Consider the following 17134-nt stretch of genomic DNA (forward strand, 5'->3'; position numbering starts at 1 on the left):
TTTTGCTTTTTTCTTTCTGTGGGGAGTGTCGTCTTCAAAATCATTGGAGATCAATGATCTGGAGAGCTCATCGTCATAAAAATCATTATTGTCTTCTGTATTCATTATTCCTCCTTACAATAAGTCATTCTGGTTTTCGGGTGGGTAAGTCAGAGGATATCTGTTTGCATTTGCGGGCAAACAGCATCACCCTATGTTACCGTAACGATTATATCATAGGTTTACTGTTTGAGAAACCCCCTGTGTTATGATATACTGGAAGACACAGAAAAAGTGGTTGAGTACAGGTGACAAAGCGGAATGTGAATGCCCGCTTTATGCAGCAGAAAAGGTGAGGTGAAATATATGTTACGGACAATTCAGTATTCATTTCCTTCAAAAGCAGACGGATTGGAAATTTCCTGCCTGGCAGTAGTGCCGGAGTTGGAACGTAATGAGAAATACCGTGGGATCATACAGATCGTTCACGGAATGAGTGAGTACAAGGAACGCTACATTCCTTTTATGGAATATATGGCAGAGCGAAAATATATAAGTGTGATCCATGATCACCGTGGCCATGGGAAAAGCGTACGCAGTAAAGAGGATCTTGGGTATATGTACGGTGGTGGGGCGGATGCCATGCTGCAGGATATCCATACGGTGAACTGCTTGATCAAGGATCATTTCCCAGGTATTCCGCTGATCCTTTTCGGACACAGCATGGGCTCTCTGGCAGTTCGTGCCTATGCAGCTCATCATGACAGCTGTATGGATATGCTGATCGTCTGCGGCTCACCCAGCTATAATGTATTTCGTCCGGTCGGAGTAGCTCTGGCAAAAGCGGGAAAGACTGTTTTCGGGCCTAAACACAGTGCGGGTCTGATCGAGATGATGTCTTTTGGAAGCTATGCAATGCACTTCAAAAAAGAAAAAACCGTTTTTCTTGGATCTGCTCTGATCCGCAGGTTGTGCAGGATTATTCGGATTCAGAATACTGTGGATTTACCTTTACGGATGATGCATATCTGGCACTTTTTGACCTGATGAAAAGAGCCTATGATGTGAAGCACTGGAAGTGTACAAAGCCGGAAATGCCGGTGCTGTTTATCAGTGGGGCGGAGGATCCCTGCATGGGAAATGTGCGGCAGTTTGCGAAGGCTGTCCGTGCCATGCGTTGTGCAGGATACCGGGATGTCCGGGGAAAATTATATCCGGGAATGCGCCACGAGATCCTGAATGAGAAAAACAGGGAAAAGGTTTATCATGATATATTTACATATATCTGCAAAAAAAGGACTTTGAACGCTCTGTGACAGAGTGATATAATAAAAATCTGAGTGCTCCTGCAGACATCTGTGAGAGGGCGCAACTACTGAGAAAACAGGAGGATTCGTAAATTATGAGAGCAAGTGGGATTTTACTTCCGGTATCCAGTCTGCCATCGAAATATGGGATCGGATGCTTTTCTGAGGAAGCATATGAGTTTGTAGACCAGCTGGCAAGAGCAGGACAGAAATACTGGCAGATCCTTCCTCTCGGACCTACCGGATATGGAGATTCACCATACCAGTCTTTTTCTACCTTTGCGGGAAATCCGTATTTTATTGATCTGGAGGCTTTTGTAAAAGAGGGATATCTGGATAAAAGTGATTGCGAGGACTGTGACTGGGGTACAAACGAGAGCTATGTGGATTATGAGAAGATTTATAATTCCAGATTTCGGCTTTTGAGAAAAGCCTTTGAAAATTATGACTGTGAGACAGATCAGGAGTACCGTAAGTTTGTAAAAGAAAATGCTGCCTGGCTGGAAGATTACAGCCTGTATATGGCAATCAAGGACAGCCTGAATGGGATCAGCTGGATCGAATGGCCTACGGAACTCAAAAACAGAGAAAAAGCTGCATTGGCTGAAAAAAGGGAGAAGCTTGCAAAAGAAGTGGGATTTTACTGTTTCCAGCAGTTCTGCTTTTTTAAACAGTGGACAGCATTGAAAGCTTATGCAAATGCTAAGGGAGTGGAGATGATCGGAGACATCCCGATCTACGTTGCGTTTGACAGTGCGGATGCCTGGGCACAGCCGGAATTGTTCCAGTTTGATAAGGAAAATATTCCGATCGGCGTTGCCGGATGCCCGCCGGATGCTTTTTCCGCCACAGGGCAGCTCTGGGGAAATCCGCTTTATGACTGGGAATATCACAAGAAAACGGGCTATGCATGGTGGACACGCCGAATGGCAAATTGTATGAAGCTTTATGATGTGGTAAGGATCGACCATTTCAGAGGCTTTGATGAGTATTATTCCATTCCGTACGGAGATAAAACTGCGGAGTTCGGTCACTGGGAAAAGGGACCGGGAATGGATCTGTTCCGTGCGCTTGAAAAGAATCTTGGAAAGCTGGATGTGATCGCAGAGGATCTTGGTCTCCTTACAGACAGTGTGATCGAGATGGTGGAAGAATCCGGATTCCCGGGAATGAAGGTATTGCAGTTTGCTTTTGACGAGAATGAGGACAGTCCGTATCTGACGCACAGATATGAAAGGAATTGCATTGTTTACACAGGTACTCATGACAATGAGACAACAAGAGGATGGTTCCGCAATCTGAGCCAGCATGATCGAAATTTTGCCAGGGCCTATATTGGCTGTGAGGGCAAGCATGAGACTGCGGCAGTGTGGAGCATGATACGTGCGGCGATGTCCAGTGTTGCAGATCGCTGTGTGATCCCGGTACAGGATTATCTCTGCCTTGGAAATGAGGCAAGGATCAATGAACCGTCAACTCTTGGTGACAACTGGAAGTGGCGTATGAAAAAAGGCCAGCTCAATGAAACAATTATTCAGAAGATTTATAAAATGACAAAGCTTTATGGAAGACTTGTAAAAGAAGAAACGGAAGAGAAGGAAAAAACAGAAGCTGACAGGGAAAAGATATCTGACAAATAGAGAAATATAAGGATATCAGAAAGGACAGAAATACATCATGGAAGAACAGAAAAGAGAAAATAAGGAAGAGCTGCAGCAGGAAACTGCTGAGGAAAAGAATTCCGGACATGGAAATTCTTCCACAAGAAGCAGTCTTCTGTGGATCTTTGCAGGCGGTTATCTTGTGTATACAGGATATCGTCTCTGTGCCAGTGTCATAAGCGGAGCAGAAGACTCCGGTGTGGTATTTCTGGCAGCGGGAGGTATTTTTGTTGTGATCGGAGCAGTGCTTCTGATCATGGCGATCCGTAATCTTGCAAAGGCTGGCGCACAGAAACATGAGCTGGAAGAAGCTGCTGCGAAAAAAGCGGCAGAGGAAGCTTCTCAAAATCCGGAAACCGTGGCAAAGAAAAAATGTCAATTGCGGAGCGGGCGCATCTTGCGGAAAATCTGGATGACGCACCGGAGGAGAAAGACGAAAAATAAAACTGGATGCAGGTGAGAGTAAAATGCCTGCTGAGATATGACGATTAGTAATAGCAAAAACGGAACATCATAAGGCAAAAAAATCCTTATGTATGTTCCGTTTTTTAGATCAGGCAGATCGCAAAACAGTTATCTGCGTCTTTGCGCGTTTCTGCGCTTTTTTCGAGATTTTTTTCTGCCGGGGGTATGTAAGGTAGACCAACAGAATGCCTGTACCAGCAAAATTCCGATCATTGCTCCGCAGCTGTCGATCCCTACATCCCTTACGGAAGGTCCGCGGGCCTCTACAAAAGACTGGTGGTATTCATCCAGTCCGGCAAATCCCACACATACAAATCCGGCAAGAAGCATCAGCCAGATTCCCCGAACTCCGTATACATAGAGGGGGAAGGAAATAGATATGGCCAACAGGCAGTATTCTGTCATGTGAGCAGCCTTACGGACATAAAATTCGATACCGGCAGCTTCCTGGGAAAGCTGTTCCAGGCTTTTGCCGGAAGCTAATATTTCGTTTTTGGTTTCTACGATCTGGTAGCTGATCTTGTAGCTCAGGGCACCGGAAACATCTCCGGTCTGTGCGGAAAAAGAGTAGATCACGCACATCATCAGGATCGCAGGTGCAAAAGAAAAAGGTTTTAATAATGCAATCAGTATTTTCATGGCTCTTAATATAGCACTCCCGCATGGAAAAGTCCAGAAAAATACAGAAAAAGAACAGGGAAAAGGAAAAACAGGGAGAGAAGGTTAAATGGGATAGGAGGTTAAAGGGGAAGTGGACAGTAAGGACTGAAATGTGTTAGAATATAAAATAAATTTCAGGGGCATTTTTAAGAAAAAGCAGCCCGGGATCGAATAGAAGAAAATTACAGGAGGAAATCAACAAATGAGTCTTGCAGATAATATATTCATTGACATGTGCAAAGATGTCATAGAAAACGGAACCAGCACAGAAGGTGAGAAGGTACGTCCTGTGTGGGAGGATGGAACTCCGGCTTATACCATCAAGAGATTTGGTGTTGTGAACCGTTATGATCTCCGGAAGGAGTTTCCGGCACTGACTTTAAGAAAAACAGCGTTAAAGAGTGCAATGGATGAGATTCTATGGATCTGGCAGCAGAAATCCAATAATATCCATGATCTTCACAGCCACATCTGGGACAGCTGGGCAGATGAGAACGGTTCCATCGGAAAAGCCTACGGCTATCAGTTAGGTGTGAAGCATCAGTATAAAGAGGGAATGATGGATCAGGTAGACAGAGTTCTTTTTGATCTTAAGAACAATCCGTACAGCAGAAGGATCATGACCAATATTTATGTACATCAGGATCTCCACGAGATGAATCTTTACCCATGTGCCTATTCCATGACTTTCAATGTAACCAAGGAACCCGGAAAGGACAAGCTGGTCCTTAATGCGGTGCTGAACCAGAGATCGCAGGATATCCTGGCTGCAAACAACTGGAATGTGTGTCAGTATTCTCTTCTTCTCATGATGATCGCACAGGCCTGCGATATGGAAGCCGGAGAGCTTGTTCATGTGATCGCAGACTGCCATATTTATGATCGTCATATTCCGGTAATTAAAGAACTGATCTCCAGAAAACCGTATCCTGCACCGACAGTAAAACTGAATCCGGAGATAAAGGATTTTTATAAATTCACCACCGATGATCTGATCGTGGAGAATTATGAGACATGGCCACAGATCAAAAATATTCCCATTGCAGTATAATTGCATAAAGAAAGGAAGAAAGAATGAATATTATTGTTGCAGCAGATAAAAACTGGGGAATCGGAAGAAATAATGAACTTCTGGTAAGTATTCCGGCAGATATGAAGATGTTCCGTGAGGAAACTACAGGAAAAGTGGTTGTTATGGGAAGAAAAACACTGGAGTCTTTTCCAAACGGACTTCCTCTGAAAAACAGAACCAACATTGTGATCACCGGCAACCGGGATTATCAGGTAAAAGGTGCGGTGATCGTTCACAGCATCGAGGAAGCACTGAAGGAAGTGGAGAAATATCCGGCAGAGGATGTGTACTGTATCGGCGGAGACAGTATTTACAAACAGATGCTCCCGTACTGTGATACAGCTCATGTGACAAAAATCGATTTTGCATATGAAGCGGATGCGTATTTTCCAAACCTGGATGAGGACCCGGACTGGGAGATCACAGCGGAGAGTGAAGAACAGACATACTTTGATCTGGAATATGCGTTTGTGAAATATGAGAGAAAAGATAGATAATGTGAGCACAGATCATAAAGCAGAATGAGACTGCCCGCTTTGTACAGAAAAACAATGAAGAAATAATAAAAAACAGACCACCGAAAAAATACGGCGGTCTGTTTTTTGGTGCTTAATGTTATGTATAATGACGAAAATCCGGTAATTACTCGATTACGTGGATCCATCCCTTCGGTGCTTCGATGCGTCCCATCTGGATACCGGTCAGTGTGTCGTACAGCTTCTGGATGACCGGACCCATCTTCTCCATTCCGCTTGGGAAGCAGATTTCTTTGCCGTGATCATTGATCTTTCCGACAGGAGAGATAACTGCAGCAGTACCGCAAAGACCACACTCTGCAAAATCTTTAACCTCATCGAAGTAGACCTCACGCTCTTCAGCTTCCAGTCCAAGGTACTCCTTTGCAACGTAGATCAGAGAACGACGTGTGATGGAAGGAAGGATGCTGTCAGACTTCGGTGTTACAACCTTGCCGTCTTTAGTAACGAAGATGAAGTTTGCTCCGCCTGTCTCCTCAACTTTTGTACGAGTCTTGGGATCAAGGTACATGTTCTCATCAAAGCCCTGTTTGTGAGCATCTACGATAGCATGAAGGCTCATTGCGTAGTTCAGGCCAGCCTTGATGTTACCGGTTCCGCAAGGTGCGGCACGGTCATAGTCGCTGACACGGATCGTGATCGGTTTGGCGCCGCCTTTAAAGTACGGACCAACCGGTGTTGTAAGGATACGGAACTGATATTCGTCAGCCGGTTTAACACCGATCACGGCGTTGGAACCAAACATGTACGGGCGAAGATAAAGTGTTGCGCCGGAACCATATGGCGGAACCCATGCAGCATTTGCCTTAACAACCTGCTCAACAGCGTCGATAAATCTTTCCTTCGGGAATACCGGCATTTCAAGTCTTGCTGCAGATGCAGCCATACGCTCTGCGTTCAGGTCAGGACGGAAAGTAACGATATGTCCGTCTTCTGTTGTGTATGCCTTCAGACCCTCGAATACACTCTGAGAATACTGAAGCACACCAGCACACTCGTTGAGTACGATATTAGGGTCTGTGCTTAAAGTACCCTCATCCCATTTTCCATCTTTAAAATTAGACACATATCTGTAGTCGGTTGGCATGTAAGCGAATCCGATGCTGGACCAGTCGATGTTCTTTTTTCCATAACGATTCCTCCGTTTACAATTTTTACTTTTTACCATTGTAAAACTTTTACGTGATGACTTCAATAGTTTTTTGTTCCTTTTTTTCATTTGCTTGTAATTTTAATATGATTTCGATATAATAAAAATTATCTATGGACTGGAGGGAAAAATGGACAATCACGAATTTGAAGACCTTGGAAAAAGATTCAGGATATTGTAGATAATGCAGTGAATTCAAACAGCTATCACGAATTAAGCCATACGATCAACCAGACAGTAAATAAGGCCATTGATTCCGGAAGCGAAGCGCTAAAAAATGCGCTGAATTCCGTGTTTGATCCGGGTGCTGATCCGGAATTCCGTAAGAAAAGCTATACATACCAGAGCCCTTATTACGGAAGAAGCAGAAAAGCAAAGCAGCAGGCTGCAAGGAAACAGTCGGAACTGCTCTACGGAAAGACTACCGGTGAGAATCTCAAAGGCATGATGATGGCAGTTTCCGGTGGGATACTTTTAAGTGGCATGGGGCTTGGAGCCATGGTGCTTCTGATCTGGATGGGCATTGGACACAGCGGTGCACTTGCAGCAGGTGTGCTTGGAGTGATGTGTGCAGGCGCAGCAGGTGGCGGTGCTCTTCTTGGAGCAGGAACAAGCCGTCTCGGAAGACTGGGACGTTTCCAGAAATATATCCGTGCGCTGGGAGACCACACCTACTGTAATTTTCAGAAGCTTGCCCAGGCAGCAGGAAAGAACGAGAAATTTGTAAAAAAGATATCAGCAGAATGATCCAGAAGGGCTGGTTTCTGGAAGGCCATGTGGATGAGCAGGGAACCTGTCTGATCACCAGTAATGAGACCTATCAGCAGTATCTGGAAACACAGAAGCAGCTGGAGCTTCGTAAACAGGAAGCAGATCCTAAGGTTCAGCTGGAGGAGAATATGAGTCCGGAAGCCCAGGAAGTCCTGAGAAAAGGAAATGAATTTCTGGTAAAGATCCGTGAGAGCAATGACGCCATTCCCGGGGAAGAAATTTCCGCAAAGATTTCCAGGATGGAAATGATCGTTCAGAAAATTTTTGAGCGTGCAGGAGAGCATCCGGAGGTGATTCCGGATCTTAAGAAAATGATGGATTACTATCTGCCCATGACTGTGAAGCTTCTGGATGCTTATGAGGATATGGATGGACAGCCTGTACAGGGCGAGAATATCACGGCTTCCAAGAAAGAAATTGAAGAAACCATTGATACACTGAATATTGCTTTTGAGAAACTTCTGGATTCCATATTCCGGGATACCGCATTGGATGTATCCACCGATATTTCTGTGCTGCATACAGTTCTGGCACAGGAGGGACTGACAGAGGATGATTTCGAAAAAATGAAACAGAATGCGGAAATGAAATAAGTACAACGAGCAGATCAGAAGCTGGAATACAGACATCTGCCGGAAGGTACAGCTGATCAAGGAGAATGTTTATGGGAGAAGAATTTAAAGACTTTGAGGTAGAAGCACCGGTGCTGACTCTGGAACCGGATCTCACGGAAGAAAAAGAAGAAATTGCAAAAAAGAACCGGAGAAACCCCAGGAGCCTGCAGTAGAGGAACCGGTGTTATCTCCCCAGGAACAGAAAATCGTAGAAGATTTTGCAGCAAAGATCGATATTGAAAATACAAACCAGATCCTGCAGTACGGAGCAGGCACTCAGAAGAAGATGGCAGATTTTTCTGATGCAGCGCTGGTAAATGTGAAGACACAGGATCTTGGGGAGGCAGGAGAGCTTCTTGCAAATGTGGTAGGAGAATTGAAGGATTTTGATGCCACAGAGGAAAAGGGATTTTTCGGCTTTTTTCAAAAAACAGACAGCGAAGGTGGAAACTCTGAAAAACCGTTACACAAAGGCCGAGGGAAATGTGACGAAGATCACGGAAGCTCTGGAGCAGCACCAGATGCGTCTGATGAAAGATTCTGCCGTGCTGGATAAAATGTATGAGCAGAACCTTGCATACTTTAAAGAACTTTCCATGTACATTCTTGCGGGTAAAAAGAAGCTTAGGGAAGTCAGAGAAGGCAAGCTCAACGAATTGCATCAGAAGGCAGCGGCAAGCGGACTTCCGGAAGATGCACAGGCTGCCAATGATCTGGAAAGCAAATGTGACCGCTTTGAGAAAAAGCTTCATGATCTGGAGCTTACCAGAACCATTTCTATGCAGACTGCACCGCAGATCCGCATGATCCAGAACAATGATACGACGATGATCGAGAAGATCCAGACAACCATTGTAAATACCATTCCTCTCTGGAAAAGCCAGATGGTGCTGGCTCTAGGGATCGCGCACTCCACAGAAGCCGCACAGGCACAACGGCAGGTTACGGATTTTACCAATGAACTTCTGAAGAAAAATGCGGAAACGCTTCACCTGGCATCTGTGGAAACTGCAAAGGAATCCCAGCGTGGTATTGTAGATATTGAAACTCTGAAAAAAACCAATCAGGAACTGATCCAGACACTGGATGATGTGATGAAGATCCAGCAGGAAGGCCGTGAAAAACGTCAGGCAGCAGAGGCAGATATGAGACGTATGGAAAACGAACTGAAAACAAAGCTGCTGGAGATCCGACGTTAGGAGTAAGAGTAAAAAGATAGTTCGGAAAGGAAAGGCAGGGCGTTTGAAGACACCTGCCTTTCAGGATTCATAAAGGAGATTTTTATGTACAGAGATCATACAAAAGTAATAAAAATTGGAAATCGTGTTATCGGAGGAGGAAATCCGATCCTTATCCAGTCCATGACCAATACGAAAACTGAAGATGTAGAAGCAACGGTTGCGCAGATCCTTTCACTGGAAAAAGCAGGCTGTGATATTATCCGCTGCGCAGTTCCTACCATGGAAGCTGCGAAGGCTTTATCCCAGATCAAAAAACAGATCCATATTCCGCTGGTTGCGGACATCCATTTTGATTATCGCCTTGCCATTGCAGCCATGGAGAACGGTGCGGACAAGATCCGTATCAATCCGGGAAATATCGGTTCCAAAGAGAGGATCCAGGCAGTTGTGGATACAGCAAAGGAACGGAATATCCCTATTCGTGTAGGAGTAAACAGCGGTTCCCTTGAAAAAGAACTGGTAGAAAAATATCACGGTGTTACAGCCGAAGGACTTGTGGAGAGTGCTCTTGATAAGGTGCACATCATTGAAGAGATGGGATATGACAATCTTGTGATCAGCATCAAATCTTCTGATGTTCTCATGTGCGCCAGAGCCCATGAACTGATCGCAGAAAAAACACAGTATCCTCTTCATGTGGGAATTACAGAAGCAGGAACTCTGTATTCGGGAAATATCAAATCAGCTATCGGACTTGGGATCATCCTGTATCAGGGAATCGGAGATACCATCCGTGTTTCTCTGACAGGCGCGCCGCTGGAAGAAGTGAAATCAGCCAAAAGGATCCTGAAAACGCTGGGACTTCGCAAAGGAGGCGTGGAGGTTGTTTCCTGTCCGACCTGCGGAAGAACAAAAATCGATCTGATCGGCCTTGCAAACCAGGTAGAGACCATGGTACAGGATATTCCTCTTGATATTAAGGTTGCGGTTATGGGCTGTGTGGTAAATGGACCGGGAGAGGCGAAAGAAGCAGATCTTGGAATTGCAGGAGGCGATGGTGTTGGTCTTCTGATCCGGCATGGAGATGTTGTAAAAAAAGTACCGGAAACGGATCTTCTGGATACACTTCGTCAGGAACTTCTTACCTGGAATGAGCAGGAGTCATAATGGAGAAAGATTTTTTTGATGTATTTCCGCATCTTAAAGTGAAGAAAGAGCTGGAAGAACTTCTGGACATGGTATTTGTGACAAAGGTTTCCATGAACCCCGGAAGAACTCATCTGAGGGTTTATATCGAAAGCAGCCGCTGGATACACAAGAAGAATATTTTTGCGCTGGAGGATGAGATCGAACGGCAGTGCTTTCCGGGGATTCCCATGACTGTAACAGTTGTGGAAAAATTTCATCTTTCCGAGCAGTATACACCGGAGAACTTTCTGGAAAGCTACCGTTCCAGTATGGAGATGGAGCTGCGCAACTATAACATGCTGGAGTACAATCTGTTCCGTAGATCAAAAATCATTTTTACAGGAAAAGATACCTTGCGTATGGAGCTTCCGGATACGGTTATTTCCAGACAGAAAAGCGAAATACTTGTTGAATATTTTCATAAGGTTTTTTGTGAACGCTGCGGTATGGATCTGAAAGTGGAACTGGATTTTGTGGAAGTGAAAGAGAGTAAATACCGGAAAAATGCTGCACTTCAGATCAAACAGGAAGTGGAAAATGTCCTGAAGCATGCCAAACTCAGCGGGGATCAGGAAAGTGAACCGAAGCAGGAGGATACAGCCAAGGAAGAGACAAAGAAAACCTCAGGAGATAAGAAGGGCGAAAAGACAAACGAGAAGAAATCCGTTGACAAAAAACAGCAGAAGGTTCAGAAGGGAGATTTCCGCGGTAGCTTCGGATTCCGCAGGGACAGCAATCCGGATGTGGTTTACGGCAGAGATTTTGATGGAGAAACGATTCCGCTGGAGAGCATTACCGGTGAGATGGGGGGAGGTTATCATCCGATGTCAGGTTATGGATGTGGAAGCTCGTGAGATCCGAAATGAGAAAACGATCCTGATCTTCCCTGTGACCGATTTTACGGACAGTATTGTTGTGAAGATGTTTCTGCGTAACGAGCAGGTTCCGGAAGTGACGGAAAGTGTAAAAAAGGCGCATTCCTGAAGCTGAAGGGAGTTACCACCATTGACCGTTTTGACAGTGAGCTTACTATTGGAAATATTACAGGTATCAAGAAAATCGCCAATTTTACTAGCACAAGAATGGATACCAGTCCTCAGAAGCGTGTGGAGCTTCACTGTCACACCAAGATGAGCGATATGGATGGTGTCAGCGATGCAAAGGCATTGGTAAAACGTGCCTATGAGTGGGGACATAAGGCTATCGCTATCACGGATCATGGCGTGGTGCAGTCCTTCCCGGAGGCAAATCACTGCTTTGATGCCTGGGGCGGTTGTGTTCCAAAGGAGTCTGATTTTAAGGTGCTCTATGGAATGGAAGCGTATCTGGTAGACGATCTGAAGGGTATGGTCACCAATTCCAAAGGGCAGCGGCTGGATGGAGATTTTGTTGTTTTTGATATTGAGACTACGGGATTCTCAGCACTAACCTGCAGGATCATTGAGATTGGTGCGGTAAAAGTGGAAAAAGGACAGATCACAGATCGTTTTTCCACCTTTGTAAACCCGGAAGTGCCCATTCCGTTCCGTATTGAGCAGCTGACAAGCATCAATGATTCCATGGTCCTGGATGCACCTGTGATAGAGGAAGTACTGCCGAAATTCCTGGAATTCTGTGAGGGCTGCGTGATGGTGGCCCATAATGCGGACTTTGATATGAGCTTTATTATTGAAAACTGTAAACGGCAGGGGATTTCGGATGATTTTACTTATGTGGATACCGTTGGTATGGCTAGATTCCTTCTTCCTGCCCTGAACCGTTTTAAACTGGATACGGTAGCCAAGGCAGTAGGTGTTTCTCTTGATCATCACCACAGAGCTGTGGATGATGCGGCATGTACCGCAGAGATTTTTGTGCGGTTTGTAAAGATGCTGGAAGAAAGAGATATTTTTGATGTGGATGAGATGAACAGGCAGGGTGCGGTTTCACCGGATACCATCCGAAAGCTGCCCACATACCATGCTATTGTTTTTGCAAGAAATGAGACCGGAAGGATCAATCTGTACAAGCTGGTAAGCCAGTCCCATTTAAAGTACTATCACAGAAGACCAAGGGTTCCCAAAAGCGTGCTGGAAAAATACAGGGAAGGCCTTCTGGTGGGAAGTGCCTGCGAGGCAGGAGAGCTTTATCAGGCACTTCTTCGCAATGCACCGGATCAGGAGATCGCCAGACTGGTAAATTTTTATGACTATCTGGAAATCCAGCCTCTTGGGAACAATGCGTTTATGCTTGCGGATGAAAAACATGATATGATCAATTCTGAGGAAGACTTAAAAGAGATAAACCGGAAGATCGTAAAACTTGGAGAACAGTTCAAAAAACCGGTGGTTGCCACCTGTGATGTGCATTTTATGGATCCTCAGGACGAGGTTTACCGACGGATCATCATGGCAGGAAACGGATTTTCTGATGCAGATAACCAGGCCCCGCTTTATCTTCGTACAACGGAGGAAATGCTGGAGGAATTTTCCTATCTGGGAAGTGAAAAGGCGGAAGAGGTGGTGATCACCAATACCAATAAGATCGCGGATATGATCGAGAAGATATCACCGATCCATCCGGATAAATTTCCACCGGTCATTGAGAACTCCGAGCAGGATCTTAAGAATATCTGTTTTACGAAGGCCCACGAAATGTACGGAGATCCGTTGCCGAAGATCGTGGAGGACCGTCTGGACAGGGAGCTGAATTCTATTATCTCCAATGGTTATGCGGTAATGTATATCATTGCACAGAAGCTTGTGTGGAAGTCCAATGAGGACGGCTATCTGGTTGGATCCCGTGGTTCTGTAGGTTCTTCTCTGGCAGCGACCATGTCCGGTATCACGGAGGTAAACCCTCTGCCGCCTCATTATCTCTGTCCGAATCCGGACTGTAAATACAGTGATTTTGATTCCCCTGAGGTGAAAAAATACGCGGGTATGGCAGGATGTGATATGCCGGATAAGATTTGTCCGAAATGCGGTGCCAGGATGAACAAGGAAGGCTTTGATATTCCTTTTGAGACATTCCTTGGTTTTAAAGGTGATAAGGAGCCGGATATCGACCTGAACTTTTCCGGTGAATATCAGGCCAATGCCCACCGGTATACAGAGGTTATCTTCGGAAAAGGGCAGACCTTTAAGGCGGGAACCATTGGTACCCTTGCGGAAAAAACCGCATTTGGTTATGTGAAGAACTATTATGAGGAACGGGGGCAGCACAAGCGTTACTGTGAGATCAACCGTATCGTGAAGGGCTGTACCGGTGTCCGCCGTACCACTGGCCAGCATCCGGGAGGTATCATCGTACTGCCTATGGGTGAGGAGATTGAGAAATTTACACCTGTGCAGCACCCGGCCAATGATGTGAACAGTGATATCATCACCACACATTTTGATTACCATTCCATTGACGGAAATCTTCTGAAACTTGATATACTTGGACACGATGATCCGACCATGATCCGTATGCTGGAGGATCTGACCGGCATCAGTGCAAGAACAGTTCCGCTGGACCAGAGAGATGTCATGTCCCTGTTTGCGGGAACGCAGGCTCTGGGGATCAGCCCTGAGGATATCGGCGGCTGCAGGCTGGGATGCCTCGGGATCCCGGAGTTTGGTACAGACTTTGCCATGCAGATGTTGATCGATACCAAGCCGAAATATTTTTCCGACCTGGTACGTATTGCTGGACTTTCCCACGGCACGGATGTATGGCTTGGAAATGCCCAGGTATTGATCCAGAATGGTACAGCTACCATTTCCACAGCAATCTGTACGCGAGATGATATTATGATCTATCTTATCGGAAAAGGAGTGGAAAGTGGTCTGGCGTTTACCATCATGGAGAGTGTCCGTAAGGGAAAGGGTCTTCGTGAGGAATGGATCCAGACTATGAAAGAGCATGATGTTCCGGACTGGTATATCTGGTCCTGTAAGCTGATCAAGTACATGTTCCCGAAAGCCCATGCGGCAGCCTATGTTATGATGGCGTATCGTATCGCCTGGTATAAAGTGTTTCATCCACTGGCTTATTATGCAGCATTTTTCAGTATCCGTGCCACTTCCTTTTCCTATGAACTGATGTGCATGGGAAAAGAACGTCTGGAATATTATATGGCGGAGATCCGGAAAAAAGGTGATGCGGCATCCAAGAAGGAACAGGATACACTGAAGGATATGAGGATCGTACAGGAAATGTACGCCAGAGGTTTTGATTTTGTACCGATCGATCTTTATAAGGCAAAGGCACACCGGTTCCAGATCATCGGAGATAAACTGATGCCTGCTCTGGATACCATAGAGGGTCTTGGAGATAAGGCAGCAGAGGCAGTTGTGGATGCTGCCGCAAAAGGCAGATTCCTTTCCAAGGATGATTTCCGTGATCGTACCAAGGTCAGCAAGACCGTTATCGATCTGATGGATGATATGGATCTTTTCGGAGATATCCCGCAGTCCAATCAGATGTCACTGTTTGATTTTACGGGTTGATATATGATACCGGAAGGGCTTACAATAAATAAAAAATACTGCCGTTTATCCTGAAGGCTGATCTGGCAGTGAGAACTCCCAGGAGGATACCAGATACTATGAAAAAGAAGAATTAAGATACCTGCAGCGACTTGCGGAGCTGTATCCTACTATAGCAAAGGCTTCAACAGAGATCATCAATCTGCAGTCTATATTAAACCTTCCGAAAGGTACCGAGCATTTCATGTCGGACATTCATGGAGAATACGATGCGTTTTCCCATGTTCTTCGGAATGGATCAGGGGCTGTACGAAAAAAGATCGATGATGTATTCGGACATACCTTAAGCAACAGCGACAAACGTTCTCTTGCCACACTGATCTATTATCCGAAGGAAAAGATGGAGGTTGTAAAAAAACAGGAAGAAGACATGGAGAACTGGTACAAGATCACACTTTATCGTCTGATCGAAGTATGCAAGACAACGGCATCCAAATATACCCGTTCCAAGGTACGTAAGGCACTTCCTGCAGACTATGCATATGTGATCGAGGAGCTGATTACAGAGAAAGCGGAGGTTCTGGACAAAGAAGCATATTACGATGCCATCGTCAATACGATCATTGAGATCGGCCGGGCAGAGAATTTTATCATTGCCCTGGCAGAACTGATCCAGCGTCTTGTTGTGGATCATCTTCATGTGCTGGGAGATATTTATGACAGAGGTCCGGGCCCGCATTTCATCATGGATCGTTTGATGAAATATCATTCGCTGGATATCCAGTGGGGAAATCATGATGTGGTCTGGATGGGAGCTGCTACAGGACAGAAAGCCTGCATTGCAACGGTGATCCGGAACAGCATCCGTTACCGAAATATGGATATTCTTGAGGATGGATATGGGATCAATCTCATGCCTCTGGCAACCTTTGCAATGGAGGCTTATAAGGATGATCCATGTACTGCTTTTGAGATGAAGGGAGATGCCAATAACTATAGTATTCTGGAAGAAGAGCTTGGACGGAAAATGCACAAGGCTATTGCCATTATCCAGTTTAAGCTGGAGGGGCAGCTGATCCGCCGGCACAAAGAATTCCATATGGAAAAGCGTTGTTTGCTTCATAGGATCGATCCGAAAAAGGGAATGATCACACTTCCGGACGGAAAAGAATATCCGCTGACCGATACATATTTTCCTACTATTGACTGGAAAAAGCCATATGAACTTACTACAGAGGAAAAGGATGTAATGGAACGCTTGGATTCCGCGTTCCGAAACTGCGAGAAACTGCAGAATCATGTCCGGCTTCTTCTGGACAAGGGAGGCCTTTATAAAACTTATAATGGAAATCTTCTGTTCCATGGAAGTATTCCGCTTAATGAGGATGGAAGTCTGAAAGAAGTCCAGATTTATGGAAAAACCTACAAAGGAAAAGAATTGTACGATGTTCTTGAGACTTATGTGCGCCGGGCGTTTTTCTCTGTAAATGAGGATGAAAAGCGTAAAGGCAGGGATATTATGTGGTATATCTGGGCAGCTCCGAATTCACCGCTGTTCGGAAAAGACAAAATGACCACCTTTGAACGTTATTTTATTAAAGATAAGGAAACACATAAAGAAACTAAAAATGCCTACTATCATCTTCTGGAAAATGAGAATGTTGTAGATGATCTGCTCCGTGAATTTGAACTGGATCCGGAAAAAGGTCACATCATCAACGGGCATGTGCCGGTTCACCAGAGTGAGGGAGAGAGTCCTGTAAAATGCAATGGCAAAGTTCTTGTGATCGACGGCGGTTTTTCCAGACCATATCAGAAGGTTACGGGGATTGCCGGTTATACACTGGTTTATAATTCCTACGGGCTGATCCTGTCTGCTCATGAGCCTTTTACTTCTGCGGAAGAAGCGGTAGCCAAGGAGCAGGATATTGTTTCCAACAGGGTGGCAGTTCACTACAATAACAAACGTACTCTGGTCGGTGATACCGATACCGGAACTGCTCTGAAGGAAAGGATCAGTGAGCTGATCCAGCTTCTGGAAGTTTACAGAAAAGGTATCATCAAAGAGAAAAAATAAGCAGAATTGAGAAATACAAGAA

Annotated in this window: 15 protein-coding genes and 1 pseudogene; 14 read left to right on the forward strand and 2 right to left on the reverse strand. The window is 45.3% G+C overall.

Going from position 1 to position 17134, the window contains the following annotated elements:
• The first annotated feature begins 345 nt into the window (after nucleotides 1-345).
• From CK1_RS00130 to CK1_RS00145, 4 genes are all read left to right on the forward strand, one after another.
• Nucleotides 346-1026, forward strand: a complete 681-nt coding sequence (locus tag CK1_RS00130) for an alpha/beta hydrolase (RefSeq protein WP_306288653.1) — start codon at nucleotides 346-348, stop codon at nucleotides 1024-1026.
• On the forward strand, nucleotides 951-1295 hold the full coding sequence (locus CK1_RS00135; RefSeq protein ID WP_306288654.1) for an alpha/beta hydrolase: 345 nt from the start codon (nucleotides 951-953) through the stop codon (nucleotides 1293-1295). Before CK1_RS00130 ends, CK1_RS00135 begins: the two co-directional genes overlap by 76 nt.
• 86 nt (nucleotides 1296-1381) lie before the next feature.
• The gene (gene malQ / locus CK1_RS00140) at nucleotides 1382-2926 is read left to right on the forward strand and encodes a 4-alpha-glucanotransferase (RefSeq protein ID WP_015524329.1); all 1545 of its coding nucleotides are present in this window, start codon (nucleotides 1382-1384) and stop codon (nucleotides 2924-2926) included.
• A gap of 37 nt (nucleotides 2927-2963) precedes the next feature.
• On the forward strand, nucleotides 2964-3407 hold the full coding sequence (locus CK1_RS00145; RefSeq protein WP_015524330.1) for a hypothetical protein: 444 nt from the start codon (nucleotides 2964-2966) through the stop codon (nucleotides 3405-3407).
• Between the two features lie 113 nt (nucleotides 3408-3520).
• On the opposite strand, the gene CK1_RS00150 is transcribed toward CK1_RS00145, so the two are convergent.
• Nucleotides 3521-4051: a VanZ family protein gene (locus tag CK1_RS00150; protein ID WP_015524331.1), complete on the reverse strand. Its 531-nt coding sequence runs from the start codon at nucleotides 4049-4051 to the stop codon at nucleotides 3521-3523.
• Nucleotides 4052-4274: 223 nt separating this feature from the next.
• On the opposite strand from CK1_RS00150, the gene thyA reads away from it, so the two are divergent.
• A complete protein-coding gene (gene thyA, locus CK1_RS00155; protein ID WP_015524333.1) occupies nucleotides 4275-5123 on the forward strand; it encodes a thymidylate synthase in 849 nt (282 codons plus the stop codon).
• A 23-nt stretch (nucleotides 5124-5146) separates the two neighbouring features.
• Nucleotides 5147-5641 carry a dihydrofolate reductase gene (locus CK1_RS00160; RefSeq protein ID WP_015524334.1) on the forward strand — a complete coding sequence of 165 codons (495 nt, stop codon included), beginning with the start codon at nucleotides 5147-5149 and terminating at the stop codon, nucleotides 5639-5641.
• 145 nt (nucleotides 5642-5786) lie between these two features.
• Here CK1_RS00160 and CK1_RS00165 read toward each other — a convergent pair whose 3' ends face one another.
• On the reverse strand, nucleotides 5787-6848 hold the full coding sequence (locus CK1_RS00165; protein WP_015524335.1) for a branched-chain amino acid aminotransferase: 1062 nt from the start codon (nucleotides 6846-6848) through the stop codon (nucleotides 5787-5789).
• Nucleotides 6849-7019: 171 nt separating this feature from the next.
• On the opposite strand from CK1_RS00165, the gene CK1_RS00170 reads away from it, so the two are divergent.
• From CK1_RS00170 to CK1_RS00195, 8 genes and pseudogenes are all read left to right on the forward strand, one after another.
• Complete coding sequence (locus CK1_RS00170; protein ID WP_306288655.1) at nucleotides 7020-7577, forward strand: hypothetical protein; 558 nt, start codon at nucleotides 7020-7022, stop codon at nucleotides 7575-7577.
• Nucleotides 7574-8194, forward strand: a complete 621-nt coding sequence (locus CK1_RS00175) for a 5-bromo-4-chloroindolyl phosphate hydrolysis family protein (RefSeq protein ID WP_015524336.1) — start codon at nucleotides 7574-7576, stop codon at nucleotides 8192-8194. Before CK1_RS00170 ends, CK1_RS00175 begins: the two co-directional genes overlap by 4 nt.
• Nucleotides 8195-8265: 71 nt before the next feature.
• Nucleotides 8266-8388, forward strand: a complete 123-nt coding sequence (locus tag CK1_RS18700) for a hypothetical protein (RefSeq protein ID WP_015524337.1) — start codon at nucleotides 8266-8268, stop codon at nucleotides 8386-8388.
• Between the two features lie 8 nt (nucleotides 8389-8396).
• Entirely contained in the window at nucleotides 8397-8771 is a 375-nt protein-coding gene (locus tag CK1_RS18705; protein ID WP_502685080.1) for a toxic anion resistance protein, read from the forward strand.
• The gene (locus CK1_RS00180) at nucleotides 8659-9414 is read left to right on the forward strand and encodes a toxic anion resistance protein (protein WP_502685081.1); all 756 of its coding nucleotides are present in this window, start codon (nucleotides 8659-8661) and stop codon (nucleotides 9412-9414) included. The genes CK1_RS18705 and CK1_RS00180 overlap by 113 nt, the downstream gene beginning before the upstream one ends.
• A gap of 84 nt (nucleotides 9415-9498) precedes the next feature.
• Entirely contained in the window at nucleotides 9499-10563 is a 1065-nt protein-coding gene (gene ispG, locus CK1_RS00185; protein ID WP_015524339.1) for a flavodoxin-dependent (E)-4-hydroxy-3-methylbut-2-enyl-diphosphate synthase, read from the forward strand.
• A pseudogene (locus tag CK1_RS00190) lies at nucleotides 10563-15056 on the forward strand (PolC-type DNA polymerase III). The gene ispG and the pseudogene CK1_RS00190 overlap by 1 nt, the downstream one beginning before the upstream one ends.
• Before the next feature lie 121 nt (nucleotides 15057-15177).
• Nucleotides 15178-17112 carry a fructose-1,6-bisphosphatase gene (locus CK1_RS00195; RefSeq protein WP_306289047.1) on the forward strand — a complete coding sequence of 645 codons (1935 nt, stop codon included), beginning with the start codon at nucleotides 15178-15180 and terminating at the stop codon, nucleotides 17110-17112.
• Nucleotides 17113-17134: the final 22 nt, after the last annotated feature.

The organism is Ruminococcus sp. SR1/5, from assembly GCF_000209835.1.
Taxonomy (GTDB): domain Bacteria; phylum Bacillota; class Clostridia; order Lachnospirales; family Lachnospiraceae; genus Blautia_A; species Blautia_A fusiformis.

What these genes read in the sequence shown, in the direction of transcription:
- CK1_RS00130 (WP_306288653.1), top strand. Translation starts at nt 346, where the DNA reads ATGTTACGGACAATTCAGTATTCATTTCCTTCAAAAGCAGACGGATTG.
- malQ (WP_015524329.1), top strand. Translation starts at nt 1,382, where the DNA reads ATGAGAGCAAGTGGGATTTTACTTCCGGTATCCAGTCTGCCATCGAAA.
- CK1_RS00145 (WP_015524330.1), top strand. Translation starts at nt 2,964, where the DNA reads ATGGAAGAACAGAAAAGAGAAAATAAGGAAGAGCTGCAGCAGGAAACT.
- CK1_RS00150 (WP_015524331.1), bottom strand. Translation starts at nt 4,051, where the DNA reads ATGAAAATACTGATTGCATTATTAAAACCTTTTTCTTTTGCACCTGCG.
- thyA (WP_015524333.1), top strand. Translation starts at nt 4,275, where the DNA reads ATGAGTCTTGCAGATAATATATTCATTGACATGTGCAAAGATGTCATA.
- CK1_RS00160 (WP_015524334.1), top strand. Translation starts at nt 5,147, where the DNA reads ATGAATATTATTGTTGCAGCAGATAAAAACTGGGGAATCGGAAGAAAT.
- CK1_RS00165 (WP_015524335.1), bottom strand. Translation starts at nt 6,848, where the DNA reads ATGGTAAAAAGTAAAAATTGTAAACGGAGGAATCGTTATGGAAAAAAG.
- CK1_RS00175 (WP_015524336.1), top strand. Translation starts at nt 7,574, where the DNA reads ATGATCCAGAAGGGCTGGTTTCTGGAAGGCCATGTGGATGAGCAGGGA.
- CK1_RS18700 (WP_015524337.1), top strand. Translation starts at nt 8,266, where the DNA reads ATGGGAGAAGAATTTAAAGACTTTGAGGTAGAAGCACCGGTGCTGACT.
- ispG (WP_015524339.1), top strand. Translation starts at nt 9,499, where the DNA reads ATGTACAGAGATCATACAAAAGTAATAAAAATTGGAAATCGTGTTATC.